The organism is Streptomyces sp. NPDC006372 (assembly GCF_040612515.1).
Taxonomy (GTDB): Bacteria; Actinomycetota; Actinomycetes; order Streptomycetales; family Streptomycetaceae; genus Streptomyces.
In genome coordinates this window covers 66,398-87,745 of record NZ_JBEXQJ010000013.1, presented here as the reverse complement: position 1 = coordinate 87,745, position 21,348 = coordinate 66,398, and the positions used below count along the sequence as shown (strand labels likewise).

The 21,348-nt window shown below is 71.4% G+C and carries 19 protein-coding genes and 2 pseudogenes; 10 read left to right on the top strand and 11 right to left on the bottom strand.

The genetic code is table 11. The features are described from left to right. Positions 1-10: 10 nt before the first annotated feature. The 4 genes from ABZ016_RS20780 to ABZ016_RS20765 form a co-directional block, all read right to left on the bottom strand. Complete coding sequence (locus ABZ016_RS20780) at positions 11-223, bottom strand: DUF4287 domain-containing protein (RefSeq protein WP_356918105.1); 213 nt, start codon at positions 221-223, stop codon at positions 11-13. A gap of 107 nt (positions 224-330) precedes the next feature. Continuing rightward, the gene (locus tag ABZ016_RS20775) at positions 331-936 is read right to left on the bottom strand and encodes a GNAT family N-acetyltransferase (RefSeq protein ID WP_356918104.1); all 606 of its coding nucleotides are present in this window, start codon (positions 934-936) and stop codon (positions 331-333) included. A 31-nt stretch (positions 937-967) separates the two neighbouring features. After that, complete coding sequence (locus tag ABZ016_RS20770; protein ID WP_356918103.1) at positions 968-1,369, bottom strand: Zn-ribbon domain-containing OB-fold protein; 402 nt, start codon at positions 1,367-1,369, stop codon at positions 968-970. After that, the gene (locus ABZ016_RS20765; RefSeq protein WP_356918102.1) at positions 1,369-1,818 is read right to left on the bottom strand and encodes a DoxX family protein; all 450 of its coding nucleotides are present in this window, start codon (positions 1,816-1,818) and stop codon (positions 1,369-1,371) included. The genes ABZ016_RS20770 and ABZ016_RS20765 overlap by 1 nt, the downstream gene beginning before the upstream one ends. Positions 1,819-2,042: 224 nt before the next feature. On the opposite strand from ABZ016_RS20765, the gene ABZ016_RS20760 reads away from it, so the two are divergent. From ABZ016_RS20760 to ABZ016_RS20750, 3 genes are all read left to right on the top strand, one after another. Further along, complete coding sequence (locus tag ABZ016_RS20760; protein ID WP_356918101.1) at positions 2,043-3,260, top strand: NAD(P)/FAD-dependent oxidoreductase; 1,218 nt, start codon at positions 2,043-2,045, stop codon at positions 3,258-3,260. A gap of 297 nt (positions 3,261-3,557) precedes the next feature. Next, complete coding sequence (locus ABZ016_RS20755; protein ID WP_356918100.1) at positions 3,558-4,982, top strand: hypothetical protein; 1,425 nt, start codon at positions 3,558-3,560, stop codon at positions 4,980-4,982. Between the two features lie 309 nt (positions 4,983-5,291). Then, positions 5,292-6,068, top strand: a complete 777-nt coding sequence (locus ABZ016_RS20750) for a hypothetical protein (RefSeq protein ID WP_356918200.1) — start codon at positions 5,292-5,294, stop codon at positions 6,066-6,068. Between the two features lie 90 nt (positions 6,069-6,158). Here the strand turns inward: ABZ016_RS20750 and ABZ016_RS20745 are convergent. Next, positions 6,159-6,765 (bottom strand): annotated as a pseudogene (locus tag ABZ016_RS20745) (PP2C family protein-serine/threonine phosphatase); the annotation flags it as partial. Here ABZ016_RS20745 and ABZ016_RS20740 point away from each other — a divergent pair. Further along, positions 6,749-6,913: pseudogene (locus ABZ016_RS20740) on the top strand (IS5/IS1182 family transposase); the annotation flags it as partial. The pseudogenes ABZ016_RS20745 and ABZ016_RS20740 sit on opposite strands and share 17 nt — an antisense overlap. 173 nt (positions 6,914-7,086) lie before the next feature. Here the strand turns inward: ABZ016_RS20740 and ABZ016_RS20735 are convergent. Then, on the bottom strand, positions 7,087-8,334 hold the full coding sequence (locus ABZ016_RS20735) for a PP2C family protein-serine/threonine phosphatase (RefSeq protein WP_356918099.1): 1,248 nt from the start codon (positions 8,332-8,334) through the stop codon (positions 7,087-7,089). 503 nt (positions 8,335-8,837) lie between these two features. On the opposite strand from ABZ016_RS20735, the gene ABZ016_RS20730 reads away from it, so the two are divergent. The 3 genes from ABZ016_RS20730 to ABZ016_RS20720 are packed head-to-tail and all read left to right on the top strand — an operon-like array spanning position 8,838 to position 12,514. After that, a complete protein-coding gene (locus ABZ016_RS20730) occupies positions 8,838-11,066 on the top strand; it encodes an acetate--CoA ligase family protein (RefSeq protein ID WP_356918098.1) in 2,229 nt (742 codons plus the stop codon). Further along, on the top strand, positions 11,063-11,857 hold the full coding sequence (locus ABZ016_RS20725) for an enoyl-CoA hydratase-related protein (protein ID WP_356918097.1): 795 nt from the start codon (positions 11,063-11,065) through the stop codon (positions 11,855-11,857). Before ABZ016_RS20730 ends, ABZ016_RS20725 begins: the two co-directional genes overlap by 4 nt. 42 nt (positions 11,858-11,899) lie before the next feature. Next, positions 11,900-12,514, top strand: a complete 615-nt coding sequence (locus ABZ016_RS20720; RefSeq protein ID WP_356918096.1) for a flavin reductase family protein — start codon at positions 11,900-11,902, stop codon at positions 12,512-12,514. A gap of 4 nt (positions 12,515-12,518) precedes the next feature. Here ABZ016_RS20720 and ABZ016_RS20715 read toward each other — a convergent pair whose 3' ends face one another. Continuing rightward, the gene (locus ABZ016_RS20715; RefSeq protein WP_356918095.1) at positions 12,519-13,214 is read right to left on the bottom strand and encodes a TetR/AcrR family transcriptional regulator; all 696 of its coding nucleotides are present in this window, start codon (positions 13,212-13,214) and stop codon (positions 12,519-12,521) included. A gap of 105 nt (positions 13,215-13,319) precedes the next feature. On the opposite strand from ABZ016_RS20715, the gene ABZ016_RS20710 reads away from it, so the two are divergent. Continuing rightward, positions 13,320-14,708, top strand: coding sequence for a serine hydrolase domain-containing protein (locus ABZ016_RS20710; protein ID WP_356918094.1), 1,389 nt, complete (start codon positions 13,320-13,322; stop codon positions 14,706-14,708). Between the two features lie 16 nt (positions 14,709-14,724). Here ABZ016_RS20710 and ABZ016_RS20705 read toward each other — a convergent pair whose 3' ends face one another. Further along, positions 14,725-15,840 carry a class I SAM-dependent methyltransferase gene (locus ABZ016_RS20705; RefSeq protein WP_356918093.1) on the bottom strand — a complete coding sequence of 372 codons (1,116 nt, stop codon included), beginning with the start codon at positions 15,838-15,840 and terminating at the stop codon, positions 14,725-14,727. Positions 15,841-16,003: 163 nt separating this feature from the next. Here ABZ016_RS20705 and ABZ016_RS20700 point away from each other — a divergent pair, with 163 nt between their 5' ends. Next, on the top strand, positions 16,004-16,648 hold the full coding sequence (locus ABZ016_RS20700) for a CatB-related O-acetyltransferase (protein WP_356918092.1): 645 nt from the start codon (positions 16,004-16,006) through the stop codon (positions 16,646-16,648). 97 nt (positions 16,649-16,745) lie between these two features. On the opposite strand, the gene ABZ016_RS20695 is transcribed toward ABZ016_RS20700, so the two are convergent. After that, positions 16,746-18,056 (bottom strand): MFS transporter, encoded by a 1,311-nt coding sequence (locus tag ABZ016_RS20695; protein WP_356918091.1) that lies wholly within the window; start codon positions 18,054-18,056, stop codon positions 16,746-16,748. 71 nt (positions 18,057-18,127) lie between these two features. Here ABZ016_RS20695 and ABZ016_RS20690 point away from each other — a divergent pair, with 71 nt between their 5' ends. Continuing rightward, entirely contained in the window at positions 18,128-19,159 is a 1,032-nt protein-coding gene (locus ABZ016_RS20690) for a helix-turn-helix domain-containing protein (RefSeq protein WP_356918090.1), read from the top strand. On the opposite strand, the gene ABZ016_RS20685 is transcribed toward ABZ016_RS20690, so the two are convergent. Both ABZ016_RS20685 and ABZ016_RS20680 read right to left on the bottom strand, forming a co-directional pair. Continuing rightward, the gene (locus ABZ016_RS20685; RefSeq protein WP_356918089.1) at positions 19,149-20,198 is read right to left on the bottom strand and encodes a Zn-dependent alcohol dehydrogenase; all 1,050 of its coding nucleotides are present in this window, start codon (positions 20,196-20,198) and stop codon (positions 19,149-19,151) included. The genes ABZ016_RS20690 and ABZ016_RS20685 overlap by 11 nt on opposite strands. After that, positions 20,198-21,346, bottom strand: coding sequence for an acyl-CoA dehydrogenase family protein (locus ABZ016_RS20680; protein WP_356918088.1), 1,149 nt, complete (start codon positions 21,344-21,346; stop codon positions 20,198-20,200). Before ABZ016_RS20680 ends, ABZ016_RS20685 begins: the two co-directional genes overlap by 1 nt. Between the last annotated feature and the right edge of the window lie 2 nt (positions 21,347-21,348).

Below are 21,348 nucleotides of genomic sequence, written 5' to 3'. Positions count from 1 at the left end.
CTCTCGCGGCTCACTTGCCGCTGTCCTCGGCGAGGGTGTGGGCCACGAGCGCGTTGGCGTGGCCGTGTCCGAGGCCGTGCTCGGTCTTGAGCCAGGTGACCAGTTCCATGTGCCGGGTCAGCGGCGAGGAGCGGATGAGCGCCTGCCAGTCGGCGATCGGCCGGCCGTACTTCTTCTCGATGGAGGGAAAGTAGCTCGCGGGGCCCTTCACGGGTGCGGTCATCTCGGATGGTCCTTTCTCTGTGGTTGCCGTACATGACCGGCGGGGCGGGAGAGACTCATCGCGGGACCGAAGTGATCTGCGTCATACGGCTGTCCGGCCCGGACCCCTCACGGTCCCGCCGGTTCCGGGTCGGTCGCCAGGCGGGCGTGCAGGTGGGCGTCCCGGAACGCGTCGTGCCGGCCTTCCTGGAAGATCGCCCCGCGCAGGGTGCCCTCGTAGGCGAATCCGCATCGCTCGGCGATCTTGCAGGACGCTTCGTGGCCGAGGGCGTGGTCCAGTTCCAGGCGGTGCAGGCCGAGTTCGGTGAGCGCCCAGTGGGCGGCGAGCAGCAGCGCCCGGGTGGCGACGCCCTGGCCGCGGGCCTCGGGGAGCACCCAGTAGCCGACGCGGGCGACCTTCAGGTGGTACTTGATCTCGTTGACGCCGATGTGCCCCAGTGCCGTGTCGTCGGCCGCGTCGGCGATCCGGAACGACATCGAGGTGCCCTCCGTGGCGCTCTGGGCCCGGGCGAGCAGCGACTCCCGGGCGCTCCTGCGGTCCGTGACCAGCCTCAGCGGGGTGTTCCAGCGCTGGAACTCCGGGTCCCTGAGTCCGCGCAGCCACGTCTCGACGTCGGAGCCGGACGCCGGATCCCAGGGGCGGAGGCGGAGGCCGTGGCCGTACAGTTCCGGGGGCAGGGACCCCGTCAGGGAGTGGTCGCGTATCGGGGGCATGGGGACATTGAAGCGCGTGGGGCGGCGCCGTTCACCCGCCGAGCGTGGCAGGCACGACCCGGAACACCGGGATCCCCTCCCGGAACGCCACCTCCAGTTCCGCCCCGGCCGTCAGCTCTCCCGCTCCCACCACCTCGGTCATCATCCGCGGGCCCTCGGCCAGGTCCACCACGGCGGCGACGTAGGGCGTGCGGTCCGTGAAGGGCGGCAGGTCGTTGCGGTGGACGACGGACCAGGTGTAGAGGGTGGCGCGGCCGCTCGCGGGCTCCCAGGCGACGTTCTCGCTCCAGCAGTGGGGGCAGAACTCGCGCGGGTAATGGTGGGTCCGGCCGCAGTCCCGGCAGCGGCGGATCAGCAGCCGGCCCTCGGCGGCGGCGTCCCAGTAGGTGCGGGTGAAGGCGTCGGGCTCGGGCAGGTCGAAACGTCCGGCCATCAGAACAGCCCCAGCGCGCTGTCCAGCGACCAGGTCTGCCAGGACATCCCGAACAGCCCGACGCAGGACATCAGCGCCATCATCGAGTTCTGCCCCTGCTCGGCGACGTCGTGGATCATGAGCGTGAAGTAGAGGGCGTTGAGGAGCAGTCCGCCGACCAGCGCGATCGGGGTGAGGAAGCCGGTGATCAGGCCCAGTCCGAGCGCGAGCTCGGCGTAGACGACGACGTACGCCATCACGCGCGGGTGCGGCGCGACGGCCGCCTCGAATCCCGAACGGACCGCGCTCCAGCGATGCTTGCCGGCTATCCCGGCCGCCCACGCGATGCCGGTGCCCCGCTCGAACCAGGCCTTGCGGTCCTTGTGCCGCCAGCTCTCCAGCCACCACAGCCCGAGTCCGATCCGCAGGACGGCCAGCCACTGCGGGCCGGTGAGCCAGATCGTGTCCATGAGATCTGACGGTACGTCAGTTATCGGGATGCGCAAGACCTCGCGCGTCCCACCCCGCGCCCCGCACGCGCCGTACGCCCCGCCAGGAACGATCACCGGCTCGCCACAACCGGACACGCGACGCCACGAGCCCCACCCCCTCCCCCTACAGCCGTGATCAATCCGAAACCAATTCCGGTCTTGACCGAGACCCATCAACCAGGCCGGTGGCTACGCTCGCGCTCATGGCCGAGTCCACGACGCCCCCACACGCCTCCGCGCACCCCACACCGGACCGCCCCGTCTACGTCATAGGCGGCGGCCCCGGCGGACTCTCCGCCGCGTACGCGCTGCGCGCCCGGGGCATACGCGCGGTCGTCCTGGAGAAGTCCGACCGGGTCGGGGCGTCCTGGCGCGGCCACTACGACCGGCTGCACCTGCACACCACCCGCCGTCTGTCGGCCCTGCCCGGGCTGCCGATGCCACGCCGGTTCGGGCGGTGGGTGTCCCGGGACAACGTGGTGCGGTACCTGGAGAAGTACGCCGAGCACCACCGGCTCGAGATCGTCACCGGGGTCGAGGTGTCCCGCGTCGAGCGGGCACCCGACGGCACGGGCTGGCTGCTGCACGCCACCGGCGGCCGGGAGCTGACCGGTGCGGCGGTCGTCGTCGCCACCGGCTACAACCACACGCCCCGCGTACCCGACTGGCCCGGCCGTGCCACGTACAGCGGCGAGTTCCTGCACGCCGGTGAGTACCGCAACGGCAAGCCCTACGCGGGCCGGGACGTCCTCGTCGTCGGCGTCGGCAACACCGGCGCCGAGATCGCCGTCGACCTGGTGGAGAGCGGCGCCGCCCGGGTCCGGCTGGCGGTGCGCACCGCCCCGCACATCGTGCGCCGTTCGACCGCCGGCTGGGCCGCCCAGTACAGCGCCGTCCTCGTACGGCGGCTGCCCGTCGGCCTCGTCGACCGGATCGCCCGGGTGCAGGCCAAGGTGGCCGTTCCCGACCTGTCGGCACACGGTCTGCCGCGCCCCGACACCGGGTTGTACGCCCGGGTGAAGCAGGGGGCGATCCCGGTGCAGGACGTCGGTCTGATCGACGCGGTGCGCAAGGGCAGGGTGGAGATCGTGGCCGCCGTGGACGGCTTCGAGGACGGCGGCAAGATCGCGCTGGCCGACGGCAGCCGGATCTCCCCGGACGCCGTGATCGCCGCCACCGGGTACGTCCGCGCCCTGGACGGCCTCGTCGGCCACCTCGGCGTCCTCGACGCACGCGGCAAGCCCGTCGTCCACGGCCCCCGCACCCCGCCCGAGGCCCCCGGCCTGTACTTCACGGGCTTCACCAACCCGATCAGCGGCAACCTCCGCGAGATGGCGATCGACGCGGTGCGGATCGCGAAGGCGGTGGCCCGGGACGGGTCGGGAAAGGTGTCACGACTGCCGGGCGACGACACCCCCTAGCCCGGGCCTGTCGTTGGGATCATGCCGGCGTCGCGGGGCTCGGGTCGGTGCGGTCGGACTGCTTCTCGTAGCGGGTGGCTATGCCGCGCCACCGCTTGAAATCGACGTCACGCAGAGGGGTTGGGCCTTCGCAAGCCGCATCAGACACCCTTCGGGTGTACGCCGACCAGCCTTCTGGGGGAACGCAATGGGCCCACTGGGGAGAATTGCTCACTGGTGCCATGCCGGACGGGGCCTGACGTCGTTGTGGAGGGACGTCAGAGAGCTCGATACGCGGAGCCCGTCCGGGAGGAATGTGTGCGCGCACATAAAGTGAAGATGGCCACCCTGGTGGTCCTGGCGCTTGGTGGTCTGGTCTCCGCCAACTGCGGGGTCGCTGTTGCTGACGGCCGCGGCGCCGAAGCCAGGGGCGGCAGCGCCGGCGGCGATCTGTTCGAGGAGAACACTGCCCAGGAGAGCAAGCAGAACAACATCTGCTCCGGCAGTCCTTCCGGGGTGTTCCCCGTACTGACGGACAGCAGAAGAGACGTGCGCTGCGCGACTGACGACGCATCCCTGAACAAGGACAATGTGGTCAAGGGCGGCGGTGCCCGCGCCGAGGGCGGCTCCGGTCCCACCCGCGTGAATCAGCAGAACACCGCGCAGAAGGGGCGGCAGAACAACAACTGCGCCCGCCTCAACCGCTCCGGCGGCAACGTGCAGGCTGACAGGGAGGACAGCAGGTGCGTGGACAAGGACGCCTCCCGCAACAAGCACACCAAGGTCAAGGGCGGCGGAGCCCGCGCCGAGGGCGGCCCCGCCATCGCCGGCCCTCTCCTTGAGCAGAACACCGCGCAGGAGGGGCGGCAGAACAACAACTGCGCCAACCTCAACGGCACCAGCGTCACCACACTCACTGCGCGGCGGGACAGTCGCTGTGGCAACAAGGACGCCTCTCGCAACAAGCGCACCAAGGTCAAGGGCGGCGGGGCCCGCGCCGAGGGCGGCTCCGGCGCCGCCGTCGCCATTGAGCAGAACACCGCGCAGGAGGGGCGGCAGAACAACAACTGCGCCAACCCCAACAACACCGCCATCGACGCGACCGGTGGCGCGCGGCGGGACAGCCGGTGTGGCAACAAGGACGCCTCCCGCAACAAGCACACCAAGGTCAAGGGCGGCGGAGCCCGCGCCGAGGGCGGTCCCAGCGCCGGCCCCCTGTTTCAGCAGAACACCGCCCAGGAGGGGCGGCAGAACAACAACTGCGCCAACCCCAACGGCTCGACCGTCGTGCTGAATGGCGGGCGACAGGACAGCCGGTGTGGCAACAAGGACGCCTCCCGCAACAAGCACACCAAGGTCAAGGGCGGCGGAGCCCGCGCCGAGGGCGGCTCCGGCGCGGGCATCGTGTCCCAGCAGAACAGCGCGCAGGAGGGGCGGCAGAACAACAACTGCGCCAACCTCAACGGTTCGACCACTGTGCTGACTGGCTCCGATGATGAGACTGGTTGCCTGACGGTCGACGCGTCCACGAACAAGGGCACCGTTGAGAGGGGCGGCGGCGCGGAAGCCGAGGGCGGTTCCGGCCTGATGAACCTGACCCAGCAGAACACGGCCCAGTCGGGACGGCAGAACAACAACTGCGGGAATCCGAACAGCCTTTCGCTCACCGCCACCGGCAGCCGCACGCGGACCGAGTGCGTGGCCGTCGACCGGTCCACCAACATCCACTCCGTTCACCACTAGTTTCTCGAGTCGGAGATCCAGAAAAGGATCTTTGACTCGGGGTACTGGACGCAGCCCACAACACTCCCGGGCACATCAGACAGCCGGCCTCGCCCCATCCGTTTCTCGGGGGCGGGGCCGACTGCCTTTTCCGCGCGAACCGTGACTTTTCACCCCATGCAACGTTCTTGAGGGCGATGAGGGTCGTGGCCGTCCGGGCGCGGCGCAGTGAGACCCAGCGGAAGCGTCAGGAGATCCAGGCATATGGGACAGCGGGGACGGCACGCGGCGCGGAGTGCCAGGTCGCAGAATCTCCGCCGGGCCGTGGCCATGGTGCTCACCGCAGGTGCACTGGTCTGCGCCACCGGTAACAGCGCGTTCGCCGACATCCTCGAAGACGTCCCTGTGGACGGCGAGGACAACACCCATCAGGACGGGGAGCAGAACCTGACCTGTGGCAACTCGGCCCGTCTGGTGCGGCTCAACGCAGGTGAGACGGTGCACCGCGAGCGGACCTGCGTCGATGACGACGGCAGGACCCGCCATGCCACTGGCCACGCGAAGGGCGCCCAGGCCGTCGGAGGCACCACCCTCGGCCCTCAGGCCAACACCGCCCAGACCGGCAAGCAGAACCTGGCCTGTGGCAACTCCGCCGACCTCGTCACCGTGAACGTGGTGGGCACAATGAACTGGGACACCACCTGTGTGGCCGCCGACAACGGCCACCTGCCCCGCAGCAAGGGTCAGCGGGAGCACAGAGGCGGCGCCCGCGCAGTGGGCGGCACAGCGGTCGGCCCTCAGGTCAACACCGCCCAGACGGGCAAGCAGAACCTCTACTGCGGCAATACCGACGACTTTGTCACTGTCAACGTCCTCGGCACCATCCGCAAATACACCAGCTGCACCGCTACCGACCACTCCCTGCGTCCCGGCAACCCCTACCGCGGCCGCGCTTCCGCTGATGCCGGCCAGACGGTCGGACCCGAGACCAACACCGCTCAGAACGGCCGCCAGAACCAGACCTGCGGCAACCCCGGAACCGGCATCGAGATTCCCCTCGGCCAGACCAAGCACAAGGCCAAGTGCACCGTTGTGGACAAACCCTGAGTACCGGGTGCTTGACGGACTGACTGCAGGCCCGTCCGAGCAGGCCCTGGTGGAGATCAGCGCGGCGGTCACCGTCGGTCCGAAGGGCGCTCAGTCGAGGACGGCGAGGTGGTCGGCGGCGCCTCCGTGCCATTCGATCATGAACAGGGTGGCGTCGTCGCTGGTGCGTCCGCCTCGAGCATGTTTCAGAGCGTGGGAGAGTTGGCGCAGGTCCGCCCGCAGCCCCTGGGGCGGTTGGTCTCCCAGTCGGTTGACGGAGTCGATGAGGCGTTCGTTCCTCACCGAAGGGTTCGCCGCCGCTGACGCGTTCTTCGATGATGCCGTCGGTGTAGCACAGCACCCGGTCGCCTTGGCGGAGCATGTGCTGTTTGATGCGGGGCAGTTCGCCTCCGAAGCCGACGGGCAGTGTGGTGGCGCTCTCCAGTTGGCGCACGACCTTGCCGCCGCGGATCAGTAGCGGGGCGGGGTGGCCCGCGTTGACCAGTTCCAGCTCGCCGGTGGCGATGTTCAGGTGCATCAGCTGGGCGGTGACGAAGTGGTCGGGCCCGAACTGGTGGGCGATGGCATCGTCCATGAACGCGTACTTCTCCGCCAGGCTGATGAAGACGCGCCGGGCATGGCGGTAGGCGCCGATGGCGATGGTCGCCATCGCGGCGGCGTCCAGGTCGTGGCCCATCGCGTCGATCAGGTGGATGATGCACGCCCGTCGGCATGCCCGCGATAACGAACGGCTCGTCCAGCACTCCGAGACGCTGATTACCTAGGCTGCCATCACGCTTATGACCAGGCGCTTGGCCCGGAAAGGCGCGACCCCGAGCTGGCCGAGGAAACCTGCTCCGGCCGACGGCTGACCGGCCCCTTCCCCCTCCTCGGCAGGGCCACGGCCGCTGAACCACACCCGGATACCACCCTCCTCCTCGGGTTGCACAAGCACGATCTCTGACACCTCTGTCGACACCACGTCCCCAGTGGCGGACATCGATAAGTGGTTCGGCCGTGAAGCGGTCCTGAGGTCGGCTTACTTCAGAACGGCGAGGTGATCGGCGGCGCCCCCGCGCCATTCGATCAGGAGCAGGGTCGCGTCGTCGCTGGTGAGCCCGCCCCGCTCCGCCATCAGTGCCTGGGAGAGCCAGCGCACACCGGCGCGTACCCCGCTCGCCCCCTGGCTCATCATGCGATTGACGCAGCGGATGAGCTGTTCCTCGCCGAACGGCTCCTGTCCGGCAACGTGCTCCTCGATCACGCCGTCCGTGTAGCACAGCAGCCGGTCGCCGCGCTGGAGCTGGTACTCGTTCATCCGGGGCTGCTCGCCGCCGAAGCCGACCGGCAGGGTGGTCGGGGCCTCCAGGGGGTGGAGCACCCGGCCGTCGCGGATCAGCAGCGGTGCCGGGTGGCCCGCGTTGACCCACTGCAGGTGGCCCGTTGAGGTGTCCAGGCGCATCATCTGCGCGGTGACGAAGCGATCGGGACCGAACTGCCCGGCGATCGCCCGATCCATGAACGAGTAGATCTCAGCCAGGTCGACCTCGGCGCGTCTGGCGTGGCGGTAGGTGCCGATGGCAATAGTGGCCATCGCGGCGGCCCCGAGATCGTGGCCCATGGCATCGATCACGGCCACGTGCAGAACGTTTTCGTTGAGGGCGTAGTCGAAGCTGTCGCCGGCGATGCGGTAGGCGGGTTCGAGCATCCCGGCCAACGCGACCTGCGGAACGGACATGGACAGTGGCGGCAGCAGGGACCACTGGATCTCGGCGGCCACGCTCATCGGTTCCCGGCGCCGGGCCTGGAAGAACTGGTCGGTGTAGGTGTGCTTGGTGACCACCATGTCGGCGACCAGGCCGGCCAGCCTGCGCAGCAGTCGCCTGTCGTCGTCATCGACGGTGCTCATGGTGACGACCATCACCCCAACCTGGTCGCTGCCATCCAGCAACGGCAGGTACATCCGGACGCTGCCGTCGTCCTGCGCGACCTCGAGGGGAGCCGCCGTCAGGAAGGCCGTTCCGGCGGGGGAGTCGCTGATCAGCTCGGGCTCGGCGACCACCAGTCGCCGGCCCGGCAGGGGAGCGAGCACTACCTGTGCGTAGTCCTGCAGGAGGACCGAGACGTCACGGCCACCGACTCTGGCCACCTCTTCCGCGATCAGCGGAGCGATCAGCTGCGGCGGCATCTCGTGGGCCCGGTCCAGCAGCACCCCCAGCAGGCGCTCGCCGAATCCCTCCGACCGGTCCACCATGCCACTGCCGGGCTCGCGCTCACCTTCAGCCATAGCCCCAGGGTGCCGCAGCCGCCTGGCACGGCCAGCCGATTACGCCAACGGCGGCCATGTCACACCCATGCGGGATACGCCTGCACCGGCCCTCGGCCAGCACGCGGGCGCACGGGCAAGGAGCCGTCTACGGCGAAATGACACGGTCAAGCCGCTCAGTAGCGCGTCCGCGAGCCGTTGTCCCAGCGACCAAGCCTGACTCGACAGCGATCCCACAGCGACGGGTTCAAAAACACGCACTTAGTGCCTCTTCAGAAGGTGACCCGGGACGCAGGCACGAGCGGCTTATTACGCCGATATACGGCATGTCGGCCCGAAGGCGAGCCGGTGGGCTCGGGCGGTCCGCCAGGTGTCCCTGACGGGGGAGAAGCGTTGGGCCAGGTGAGTCCTGGCGTCAGATCGGCGTCAACTTCGATCGCTCCCGACCATTCCTGACGTCATGTCAGTTCAGATAATCTGACAGAGCGTCAGTTAGCGGCTGTCTCACAGGAGCGGGCGGAACGATGCTTGGATCGACCCACGGCACCCTCACCACCGACTCCCGCCGGGCCCGGGCCCTCGCCTGTGGCGAACGGTCCGGGCCCGCCGTGCACGGCAGGCCGGCCCAGGTGGGCGACCTCGATGTCAGCGGGCGTCCGCTGCACGCCCATGTACCCGACCTGGACCGCTTCTTCCGCCCCCGCTCCGTCGCCGTCATCGGCGCCTCGGACAGCGAGGGCCGCCCCAACACGGGCATCACGCGGCAACTGGCCGACTGGGCCGGGCGGGTCGGGGCCCGGCTGTACCCCGTGCACCCGAGCCGGCCGTCCGTCTTCGGCATCCCCTGCTCCCCGTCCGTCGCCGACCTGCCCGAGCAGGTCGACCTGGCCGTGGTCCTGGTCGGCGACCCGCTCCCCGTAGTCGAGGAACTCGCCGAGGCCAAGGCCCGGTTCGCGGTCGTCTTCGCCTCGGGCTTCGCGGAGACCGGCGAGGCGGGCGCGGCCGCGCAGCGACGGCTGGCCGAGGTCGTCACACGGTCCGGGCTGCGGCTGCTGGGCCCCAACACCAACCTCAACGCCTTCGAGCGGTTCCGCGACGACCTGGAGGGGCCGGCGATCGCGCTGATCACCCAGTCCGGCCACCAGGGCCGCCCCGTCTTCGCCCTCCAGGAACTCGGCATCCGCCTCTCCCACTGGGCGCCCACCGGCAACGAGGCCGACCTGGAGACCGCCGACTTCCTCTCCTACTTCGCCGAGCGGCCCGAGGTCGGTGCCATCGCCTGCTACCTCGAAGGGCTGAAGGACGGCCGCTCCTTCCTGCTCGCCGCCGACCGGGCCGCCCGGCGCGGCGTGCCGGTCGTCGCCGTCAAGGTGGGCCGCACCGAGACCGGCGCCCGCACGGCGGCCTCCCACACCGGCAAACTGACCGGCGCGGACGCGGTGGTGGACGCGGCACTGCGCCAGTTCGGCGTGATCCGCGTCGACGGACTCGACGAACTCCAGGACACGGCCGCCCTCCTGGCCCGGGCCCGCCCGCCCCGCGCGGACGGGGTCGTCGTCTACTCCATCTCGGGCGGCACGGGCGCGCACGTCGCCGACCTGGCGACCGAGGCGGGCCTGCGCCTGCCGGTCCTGTCCGAGGCCAGGCAGGCCGAGCTGCACCGGTGGATACCCGAGTACCTGAGCGTCGCCAACCCGGTCGACAACGGCGGGCACCCGGTCGGCGACGAACGCGGCCGGAAGATCATCGACGCGATCCTCGACGACCCGGAGGTGGGCGTGCTGATCTGCCCGATCACCGGGCCGTTCCCGCCGCTCAGCGACCGGCTCGTACGGGACCTGGTGGACGCGGCGGAGCAGACGGACAAGCTGGTGTGCGTGGTGTGGGGCTCGCCGGTCGGCACCGAGCCGGCCTACCGCGAGGTCCTGCTCGGTTCCTCCCGCGTGGCCACCTTCCGCACGGTCGGCAACTGCCTCACCGCCGTCCGCGCCCACCTCGCCCACCACCGCTTCACGACCGCCTACCGCTCCCCCTTCGACGAGGCCCCGCGCACTGCCTCGCCCTCCTACCGCAAGGCACAGGCCCTCATGCGGCCCGGGGAGCAGCTGAGCGAGCACGCGGCGAAGCAACTGCTGCGGGCGTACGGCATCCGGGTGCCGCGCGAGCAGTTGGTCACCAGCGCGGCTGCCGCCGTACGGGCGGCGGGGCTGGTGGGGTACCCGGTGGTGATGAAGGCCTCGGGCGCCCGCATCGCCCACAAGACCGAACTGGGCCTGGTGAAGATCGGCCTGACCTCGGCGAGCCAGGTCCGCGACGCCTACCGGGAGCTGACCGACATCGCCCGCTACGAGGACGTCTCCCTGGACGGCGTCCTGGTGTGCCAGATGGTCGAGCAGGGTGTCGAGATGGTCGTCGGCGTCACCCACGACGACCTGTTCGGCCCGACCGTGACGGTCGGCCTCGGCGGCGTGCTCGTCGAGGTCCTGCGCGACACCGCCGTAGGAGTGCCGCCCTTCGGGGAGGAGCAGGCCCGGGACATGCTCGCCGGGCTGCGCGGGCGGGCCCTGCTCGACGGGGTCCGGGGCCGCCCGCCCGCCGACCTGGACGCCCTGGTCGAGGTCGTCCTGCGCGTGCAGCGCATGGCCCTGGAACTCGGGGACCAGATCGCCGAGTTGGACATCAACCCGTTGATGGTGCTGCCCCGGGGGCAGGGCGCGGTGGCACTGGACGCGCTGGCGGTGTGCAGCCGATGACGGAGGAACCCGCCGTCCTGCACACCACCGGCGACGACGTCCTGTCGATCACCCTCAACCGGCCCGAGACCCTCAACGCCCTCACGCCCGGCGGCCGGGAGGAGATCATCCGCCTGCTGTCGGAGGCCTCCGGGACGGCCGCCGTCCGAGCCGTCGTGATCACGGGCACGGGCCGCGGCTTCTGCGCCGGAGCGGATCTCCGGGGCACTGGCACGACCGGCGAACGCGCCCCCGGGGATGTCGCACGCACCCTGCGCACCGGCGCCCAGCGGCTGATCTCCGCCGTGCTCGACTGCGAGAAGCCGGTGCTGGCGGCGGTGAACGGCACGGCCGCCGGGCTGGGCGCGCATCTCGCGTTCGCCTGCGACCTCGTCCTGGCCGCGCGGTCGGCACGGTTCATCGAGGTGTTCGTACGGCGCGGTCTGGTCCCCGACGGCGGCGGCGCCTACCTGCTCCCCCGCCTCATCGGCCCACAGCGCGCGAAGGAGCTGATGTTCTTCGGCGACGCGCTCACCGCGGCGGACGCCGAACGGCTCGGGCTGGTCAACCGGGTCGTGCCGGACGCGGAACTGGAGAAGACGGCCACGGAATGGGCCACTCGCCTGGCCACCGGCCCGACCCGCGCCCTCGCCCTGACCAAGCAGCTCGTCAACGCCTCCCTGGACACCGACCGCGCCACCGCCTTCGCTGCCGAGGCGGCGGCACAGGAGATCAACATGACGACGGCGGACGCGCGGGAGGGCGTGCGGAGCTTCGTGGAGCGACGGGGCGCTCAGTTCCGGGGCCGCTGACCCTTCCCATCTGACGATCCGTCAGTTTCAATGAATGATGTGATGGGACAAGCGGGGATGGCGGAGGCCGCCGTCCGCTACCTCAGGTCGGTCCGCCCGCCGGGATCCGTCGAGGCGCTGCCGCGGCCCGAGTTGCGGTGCGTCGCCGAGGACGAACGCGCCCCCGCGGACCCGCGCGAGTTCCGCCGGGTCCTCGGCACCTTCGCGACGGGCGTGGCCGTCATCACGGCACCCCCCGCCACCGCCGCCGACTCCCCGGCCGGCTTCGCCTGCCAGTCCTTCACGTCCCTGTCCCTGGACCCGCCCCTGGTCGCCTTCATGGTCGGCCGTACGTCGACGACCTGGCCGCGCATCGCTCGCGCGGGCGTGTTCTGCGTGAACGTCCTGGGGTCCCGCCAGGCCGGGCTCTGCCGCGCCTTCGCGGTCAGCGGCGCGGACAAGTTCGCGGGTGTGGCGTACGACGCGGCGCCGGTGTCCGGCTCACCACGCCTGTCGGGAGCCGTCGCCTGGATCGACTGCGCGATCCACGCCGTCCACACCGGCGGCGACCACCTCATCGTGGTCGGGCGGGTGAACGCCCTCGGGGCGGACGCCGGCGCCGACCCGGACGGCCCGCTGCTCTTCCACCGGGGCCGCTTCACGCACCTGACGGACTGACGGTTCACGCACGCCGGGCGGCGCTGTCGGCGGCGAGGCGGGCCTCGAAACCGTCGAGGACCGACCGGAGGCCGAACTCGAAGGTGCTGTCGGGCGCCGCGGCGTACTCCTCGGCGGCCGTGGTGCCGAGACGTTCGCGCAGCCGCGGGAACTGCGTGGCGGTCTCGGTGGCGCGCGCCACGGCGTCGGCCATCAGCTGCTCGGCGTCCGCGCCGCCCTTGCTCAGGCGACGGTTCAGCGAGACCTCGGCGGCGGGCCCGAGCGCGCTGCCGAGCACGAAGGTGACCACGGTGGCGGCCGCCCGGTCCGCGTCGCCGGCGGCGAAGCCCGCCTTCTCGTAGATGGCGAGGCTGAGGTCGTTGTGCCGGGCCTGGCCGGGTCCGTGCAGGAGGTGGCTGCCGAACGCCTGGACGAGCCAGGGGTGCCGGGTGAGCATCGCGTGCATGCCGCAGGCGTGGGCGGTGGCGGCCGTGCGCCAGTCGGTGGTGTCGAGGTCGGGCGGCTCGACCTCCTGCCAGATCGCGTCGCCGGCGAGCCGGACCAGCTCGTCCTTGGTCTTGATGTGCCAGTAGACGGCCGTGGCGGCGGACCCGAGCCGTTTCGCCAGGCTCCGCATGTTGAGGCCGTCCAGCCCCTCCTCGTCGAGCAGCTCGATGGCCGCACGGATGATCCGGTCTGCGGTGAGTGTGTCTCGCGGCATGGCCGTCACCTTACTTGCACTAAGTTCATGCCGGGACTTGCACTTTGTTCAAGCAGCGGCCTACGCTCCTTCTCGTACTTAGTTCAAGTGCCCGGAGGGGGAGCAATGCCGCAGGACAAGCTGCAGGACGAGCTGTCGGAGTACGTCGCCGCGCAGGCCGCGGAGTTCGGCGTTCCGGGAGTCTCCGTCGGGGTCCTCCTGGACGGCCAGGAGATCTACGCCTCACACGGCGTGACCAGCCTCGCCGACCCGACGCCGGTCGACGAGAAGACGCTGTTCCCGCTGGCGTCGGTCTCCAAGACCTTCACGGCGACCGCCCTGATGTGCCTGGTGGCCGAGGGGAAGGTGGACCTGGACGCGCCGGTGCGGCGTTACGTGCCCGAGCTGAAGCTCGCCGACGAGCGGGCCGCGGCGCGAATCACCGTCCTGAACCTGCTCAACCACACCGCGGGCCTGGACTGGAATCTGATCGACGACGGCGAGGGCGACCGCTCCCTGGCCGGGCTCATGGCCGAGTTGCCCCGACTGCCGCTGATCGCACCGCCCGGAACTCGCGCCTCGTACAGCCAGGCCGGCTACAACCTGGCCGGGCGGATCGTCGAGAACGTCACGGGCCTGCCGTTCGAGCAGGCCATGTCCGCGCTCCTGTTCGAACCGGTGGGCCTGCCGGACACCGTGTACGGGCTGGCGGAGGTGATGGTCCGCAAGTTCGCCGTGGGCTACAACCGCGGCGACGACGGCGAACTGCGCGCCGCCCGGCCCTGGGGAGCGTTCCGGGAGGGCGGGCGGCGTGACAACCCCGGCGGCGGTCTCGCCTCCACGGTGAGCGACCTGCTGCGCTGGGCGCGCTTCCAACTCGGCGACGGGGAGGGCGTCCTGCCCGCCACCGAGCTCCACCGCATGCGGGAGCAGACGGTCGCGCTGCGCGCCAGCACGCTCGGCGACGGCTTCGGCATCTGCTGGTTCCTGCACGATCTGGACGGCCTGCACGGGATCGGCCACGGCGGCTCGGGCAACGGCCAGTTCGCCGAGCTGCTCATCGTGCCCGAGCGCGACTTCGCGGTGGTCTCCCTGGCCAACGTCGGCCCCGACGGCTACCCCTTCAACCAGTCCGTCGTCCGCTGGGCCCTCGAACACTGCCTCGGCGTCGTCGAGAAGAAGCCGGAGCCGGTCCCGTACGACGCGGCCCGGGCCCGGCAGGTCGCCGGCCGCTACGAGATCGACGCCATGAATCTCGACGTGGCCACCGACGGCACCCGTCTCACCCTGGCGGTCGGCATCAAGCCGGAGATCCGCGCAGCCTCGACCGAGCAGATGCCCCCGGACTACCCGGCCGCCGCCATCGGTTTCCTCCCCGACGACGGCGACGAGTACATCGTCACCGAGGGCGGCCTGGAGGGGCAGCGCGGCTACTTCTCCCGGGACGCCGACGGCACGATCACGGGGATCGACCTCGCCGGCCGCCTCTTCAGCCGGACCTCACCGGCCTCCTGATCCGACGCGGGCCGGCTCAGCCGGCCGCCAGCCGCCACAGTGACGTGACCTCGCAGGCCCGTACGGCGTGCAGCGGATCGTCCGTGTCCCGCACACGCGCATGACACGGACGCGTGTCCACCCGCCCGGCCACCCGCAGCCCGGCCCCGTCCACCGCGGTCAGCAACTCCTCCCGGCTCCGCAACCCGAGCCGCTCGGCCAGGTCGGACAGGACGAGCCAGCCCTCACCACCGGGTTCCAGTCGCGCGGCGAGCCCGCTCAGGAACTCGTGGAGCATGCCGCCGCCCGTGTCGTAGACGCCGAGGTCGAGGTCGGAGGCGGGGCGGGCCGGCAGCCAGGGCGGGTTGCAGACGACGAGACCGGCACGCCCCTCCGGGTACAGGGCGGGCCCGGTGACGTGCACGGACCCGGCAAGCCCCAACCGCCGTACGTTCTCCCGCGCACAGGCCCGGGCCCGCGCACTCACGTCCGTGGCCACGACCCGCCCGACACCCCGCCGGGCCAGTACGGCGGCGAGCACACCGGTGCCCGTGCCCAGGTCGAACGCGGTAGGCAGGCCGGTGGCGGGCAGCGGCGCCCGCGCAACCAGGTCGACGTACTCGCTCCTGGTCGGCGCGAACACCCCGTAGTGCGGATGGATCCGCGCCCCCAATGCCGGGACGTACACGCCCCGCTCCCGCCACTGCCGGGCACCGAGCACGCCCAGCAGCTCGGTGAGGGCGACGGCCACGGGCCCTTCGGGCGCCCCGTAGGCCTCGGTGCACGCCCGGCGCACATCGGGCGCCCGGCGCAGTACCAGCCGGTGGTCCTCCTCCAGCAGGACGAGCAACTTGCCGAGCACGCGCGCACGATGGGCGCGGAAGCGGCGTTGCAGATGAAAGGTCTCGGCGGGACGGTCCGCCGCTGCGGGCGCGGTGCGGCCGACACGGCGGTCCATCGCGCGCAGCAGCTGACGCGCGTTGTGGAAATCGCCGCGCCACAGCAGCGCGGTGCCTTCACAGGCCAGGCGGTAGGCGTCGGCGGCCCGCATGCGGTCGTCGGCGACGACGACCCGACGGGGCAGGGGCAGCCCGGACTCAGAATGCCAACGGGCGGAACGGGGTCGAACCTCGATCCAGTGGATCGTGGACACGGCAGACTCCTCGGAAGGTCGAGCGTGAACGAAGAAGCGACGTCACGACGACCCCGTCACCGAGGACCATGCCGAGTGTCATCTACCGACCTTTCGAAGCAGGGAAGTTGCCGGCTCCAGAATAGGCCGGTCACCGACCCGAGACAGATGAGGAAGCGCTCTCATGCCCGTGCCCGCCGACCCGACGGTCCTGCATCCGATGCCCGAGCAGCCCCGAGTGGTCCTGCTCAAGCCCCTCGTCAAGTCCCCGCTGATCGAGGTCGGGGAGTACTCGTACTACGACGACCCGGACGACCCGACGGCGTTCGAGACCCGCAACGTGCTGTACCACTACGGGCCGGAGAAGCTGATCATCGGCAGGTTCTGCGCGCTGGGCACCGGCGTGCGGTTCATCATGAACGGCGCCAACCACCGGATGGACGGCCCCTCGACCTTCCCCTTCCCCACCATGGGCGGCTCCTGGGCGGAACACTTCGACCTGCTCACCGGCCTGCCCGGCCGCGGGGACACCGTCGTCGGCAACGACGTCTGGTTCGGCCACTGCACCACGGTGATGCCCGGCGTACGGATCGGTCACGGCGCGATCATCGCCACCGGCGCCGTGGTCACCACCGACGTCCCCGACTACGGCATCGTCGGCGGCAACCCCGCCCGCCTCATCCGCACCCGCTACGACGACCGGGACATCGCCCGGCTCCTGGCGGTGGCCTGGTGGGACTGGCCCGCGCAGCACATCACCGACCACGTACGCACGATCATGTCGGGCAGCGTCGCCGACCTGGAGGCTGCTGCTCCGGACGCTCCGTAGGGCGAGTGGAGCCGTCGGGCGCGCTCGAGGGGCAAAGGCCCTGGCAGCCACGGCCCGTGCCGTCCCGACCGCTCCAGTTGCCCACCCATGTCCGAGCTCAGGCCGTCGCCGCCACGGCCTGGCCGTCCCGGCGCCGGATCACCAGCGCCATCAAGGCCGCCGCCGCGCACAGCGCCCCCGACGCGTACCAGACGACATCGTAGGAGCCGAACGTGTCGCGGGCGACGCCGCCGAGGAAGGCGACCAGGGCCGCGCCGACCTGGTGGGAGGCGAGGACCCAGCCGAAGACGATCGCGCTGTCCTCGCCGTACTGTTCGCGGCACAGGGCGAGGGTGGGCGGGACGGTGGCGACCCAGTCGAGGCCGTAGAAGACGATGAAGAAGATCATCGGGGGCTGGACGCTGGGCGTCACGAGCAGCAGCGGGAGGAACATCAACGACACGCCCCGCAGGGAGTAGTACACCGCGAGCAGCCGGCGGGCGTCGAAGCGGTCCGTGAACCAGCCGGAGGCGATCGTGCCGGCGACGTCGAAGACGCCGATCACCGCGAGCAGGGACGCGGCGGCCGTGATGGGCATGCCGTGGTCGTGGGCGGCGGGCACGAAGTGGGTCTGGATCAGGCCGTTGGTGGACGCGCCGCAGATCGCGAAGGTGCCGGCGAGCAGCCAGAACGGGCCGGTGCGGGCGGCCGAGAGCAGGACGGACACGGCCCTGCGGGCGGCGCCGCGCACGGGCTCGGGCTTGGGCACGAACTCCTCTGCCCCGTAAGGCTTCTGGCCGATGTCGGCCGGGTGGTCGTGCAGCAGGAGCCAGACGAAGGGGACGACCGCGAGGGCGGCGAGGGCGACCGTCACCGCAGCCGGGCGCCACTCGTACCGCTCGACGATCCAGGACAGCAACGGCAGGAAGATCAGCTGGCCGGAGGCCGACGCGGCGGTGAGGATCCCGCTGACCAGGCCGCGCCGCTCGGTGAACCAGCGGTTGGTGACGGTCGCCGCGAAGGCCAGCGCCATGGAGCCGGAGCCCAGGCCGACCAGCAGGCCCCAGCACAGCATCAGCTGCCAGGCCGCCGTCATCCACACCGTCAGGCCGGAGCCGAGCGCGATCACCGTCAGCGCGACCGCGACGACCCGCCGGATGCCGAAGCGGTCCATCAGGGCGGCGGCGAACGGGGCCGTCAGACCGTAAAGGGCGAGGTTGAGGGAGACGGCGGCGCCGATCGTGCCGCGCGACCAGCCGAACTCGTCGTGGAGGGGGTCGATGAGCAGGCCGGGCACGGACCGGAAGGCCGCGGCTCCGATGATCGTCACGAAGGTGACGGCGGCGACGAACCAGGCCCGGTGCACGCGTCCGCGGCCCGGCTTCGGCGGCTGCCGTACGACTGCTGGGGCTTCGCTTGTCTGGGTCACGCCATAGAGCTTCGGGCCACCGGCCGTCCGCATCGAGTGGCCCGGAGGACAGCATTCGTTAGGATCGGGCCATGGCAGCAGATGTCCCACCCCCCGGCGGCTTCCGCCCCCACCGCGTCGTGGTCCTCGCCCTGGACGGGCTGCTCCCCTTCGAACTGGGCATCCCGCACCGCATCTTCGGCCGCCCGAAGGACGCCCGGGGACGGCATCTGTACGAGGTCGTGACCTGCTCCGTCCGCCCGCCGGGCCCGGTGGAGACGGACGCCGACTTCGCCCTCCACGTCGCACACGGCCCGGAGGCCCTCGGCACCGCCGACACGCTGATCGTCCCGGCGTCGTACGAGCTCGGCCCGGTCTACGAGGAGGGCGTGCTGACGGACGAACTGGCCGCCGCCCTCGCCCACCTCCGTCCGGGCACCCGGCTCGCCTCCATCTGCACCGGCGTGTACGTCCTCGCCGCCGCCGGCTTCCTCGACGGCCGGCCCGCCACCACGCACTGGTCCGACGCCGAGCGCCTCCAGCGGCTCTTCCCGCAGGTCCACATCGACCCGGACGTGCTGTTCATCGACGACGGCGACGTACTGACCTCCGCCGGTGTCGCGGCCGGCATCGACCTGTGCCTGCACATGGTGCGCCGCGACCACGGCGCCGCCGTCGCCAACGACGTGGCCCGCCGTACGGTCGTACCGCCGCACCGCGACGGCGGGCAGGCGCAGTACATCGCACGGCCGGTGCCCGATCCGCAGCAGGCGTCCACCACCGCCGCCCGCGCCTGGGCCCTGGGCCGCCTCCACGAGCCGATCCAGCTGCGTGACATGGCCGCCCAGGAGGCCATGTCGGTCCGCACCTTCACCCGCCGCTTCCGAGAGGAGACCGGCGTCAGCCCCGGCCAGTGGCTCACCCAGCAGCGCGTGGAACGGGCCCGGCACCTGCTGGAGTCCACCGACCGCTCCGTCGACCGGGTGGCCCACGACGCCGGTTTCGGCACGGCCCAGTCGATGCGCCAGCACCTGCAGGCGGCGCTGGGCGTCACGCCGACCGCGTACCGGCGGACGTTCCGGGCCGGTGGGGAGACGACGGTCGCGCGGACCCTCAGAACGTGAGAACCGCCCGCGCCACCCGCCCCGCCTCCGCGTCCTGGGCCGCCTTCTCGAAGTCCTCGACGGGGTAGGTCCTGGTGACCAGTTCGTCGAGGAGCAGGCGGCCTGCGCGGTACAGGCCGGCGTACAGGGCGATGTCGTGCTGGGGCCGGGAGGAGCCGTAGCGGCAGCCCAGGATGGACTTGTCCAGGTACATCGACGAGACGCGGAAGGACGCCTCGGCGGTGGCCGGGGGCACGCCGAGGAGGATCGCCTGCCCGTGCCGGTCCAGTGCGTCGATCGCCTGGCGGATCAGCTCCACCCGGCCGACGCACTCGAAGGCGTGGTCCGCGCCGGTGGGGAGAATGTCCCGCACGCCCTCGGCCGAGGTGAGGAAGTGGGTCGCCCCGAACCGCCGTGCCACCTCCTCCTTCGCCGGGTTGGCGTCGACGGCCACGATCCGCAGGGCACCCGCGAGCCGCGCCCCCTGGAGCACGTTCAGCCCGATGCCGCCCGTCCCGATCACCAGGACGCTGTCGCCCCGGTCCACCCGCGCCCGGTTCAGCACGGCGCCGACTCCCGTCAGGACCCCGCAGCCGATGAGCGCGGCCGACGGCAGCGGCACGTCCTTGGGGATCCGCACCGCCTGTACGGCCTTCACGACCGTGCGCTCGGCGAAGGCGGAGTTGGCGGCGAACTGGTGGACGGGCGCCCCATCGAGGCTGAACGGCCGGCCCGGGCGCCCGATCGCCTGCCGGCACATCGTGGGCCGGCCCCGGTCGCACTCCGCGCACGCGCCGCAGTTGGCGAGGGTGGACAGCGCGACATGGTCGCCGGGCACCACATGGGTGACGCCCTCCCCCACCGCCTCCACGACGCCCGCCCCCTCATGGCCCAGCACCACGGGAACGGGGAAGGGTATGGTCCCGTCCACCACCGACAGATCGCTGTGGCACAGCCCCGCCGCCGAGATCGCGACCCGCACCTCGCCCGGCCCCGGCTCCCGCACCTGGAGATCCGTGACGACCCGGACCCGCTTCCCGTCGAAGATCACGCCTCGCATCACACGGCTCCCTTGGGTTCCCTGGGCAGGCCGAGCACGCGCTCGGCGATGATCGTGCGCTGGATCTGGTCCGAGCCGCCGTAGATCGTGTCGGCCCTGGAGAAGAGGAACAGGTGCTGCGCCGCGTCCAGTTCGTACGGCGACGCGACCGACCAGTCGGCCGGACCCGCGCTCGCGGCCGCGCCCCGCACCAGCACCGCCAGCTCCCCGAGCCGCTGATGCCAGCCGGCCCACAGCAGCTTGGCGACACTGGGCGCGCCCGGGCCGCCGGAACCCCCCAGCGTCCGCAGGGCGTGCCAGCGCATCGTGCGCAGTTCGGCCCACTGCCGCACGAGCCGGTCCCGTACGACGGGGTCCCGCGCGGCTCCCGTCGCCACGGCCGTGCGCACGACGCCGCGCAGTTCCTCGGCGAACCCGATCTGCTGGGCCAGTGTGGACACGCCCCGTTCGAAGCCGAGGAGGCTCATGGCGACGCGCCAGCCGTCGCCCTCGCCGCCCACGACGTGCTCCGCGTGCGCGCCGTCGAAGAAGACCTCGTTGAAGTCGCTGGTGCCCGTCATCTGCCGGATGGGGCGCACCTCGATCCGGCCGGGTTGGTCCATGGGGACGAGGAGGAAGCTCAGTCCGTGGTGCCGCTTCGACCCGGGTTCGGTGCGGGCCAGGACGAAGCACCAGTCGGCCTCGTGGGCGAGTGACGTCCAGATCTTCTGACCGGTGACGCGAAAGGTACGGCCGTCCGGTTCGCGCACGGCCGCGGTACGGACACCGGCCAGGTCCGAGCCCGCGCCGGGTTCGCTGTAGCCCTGACACCAGAGTTCCTCGCCGGTGGCGATCGGGGGGAGGAAGCGGGACTTCTGCTCGTCGGTGCCGTGCGCCATGAGGGTGGGGGCGAGGAGGTTCTCCCCGATGTGCCCGGACCGCGCGGGCGCCTCCGACCGCGCGTACTCCTCGGCCCAGACGACCTGCTGGGTGAGGGTGCCGGTCCGATTGCCGTACCCGGCGGCGGGCCAACCGAGCCCTATCCACCCGGCGGCGCCCAGGGTGCGCTCCCAAGCACGCCGATCGGTCGTACCAGTGGTGTGCGTCGCGAGCCATTCACGAGCCTCGGCCCGAAAGTCCTCGTCTTCACGCGTGAACCCGAATTCCACGA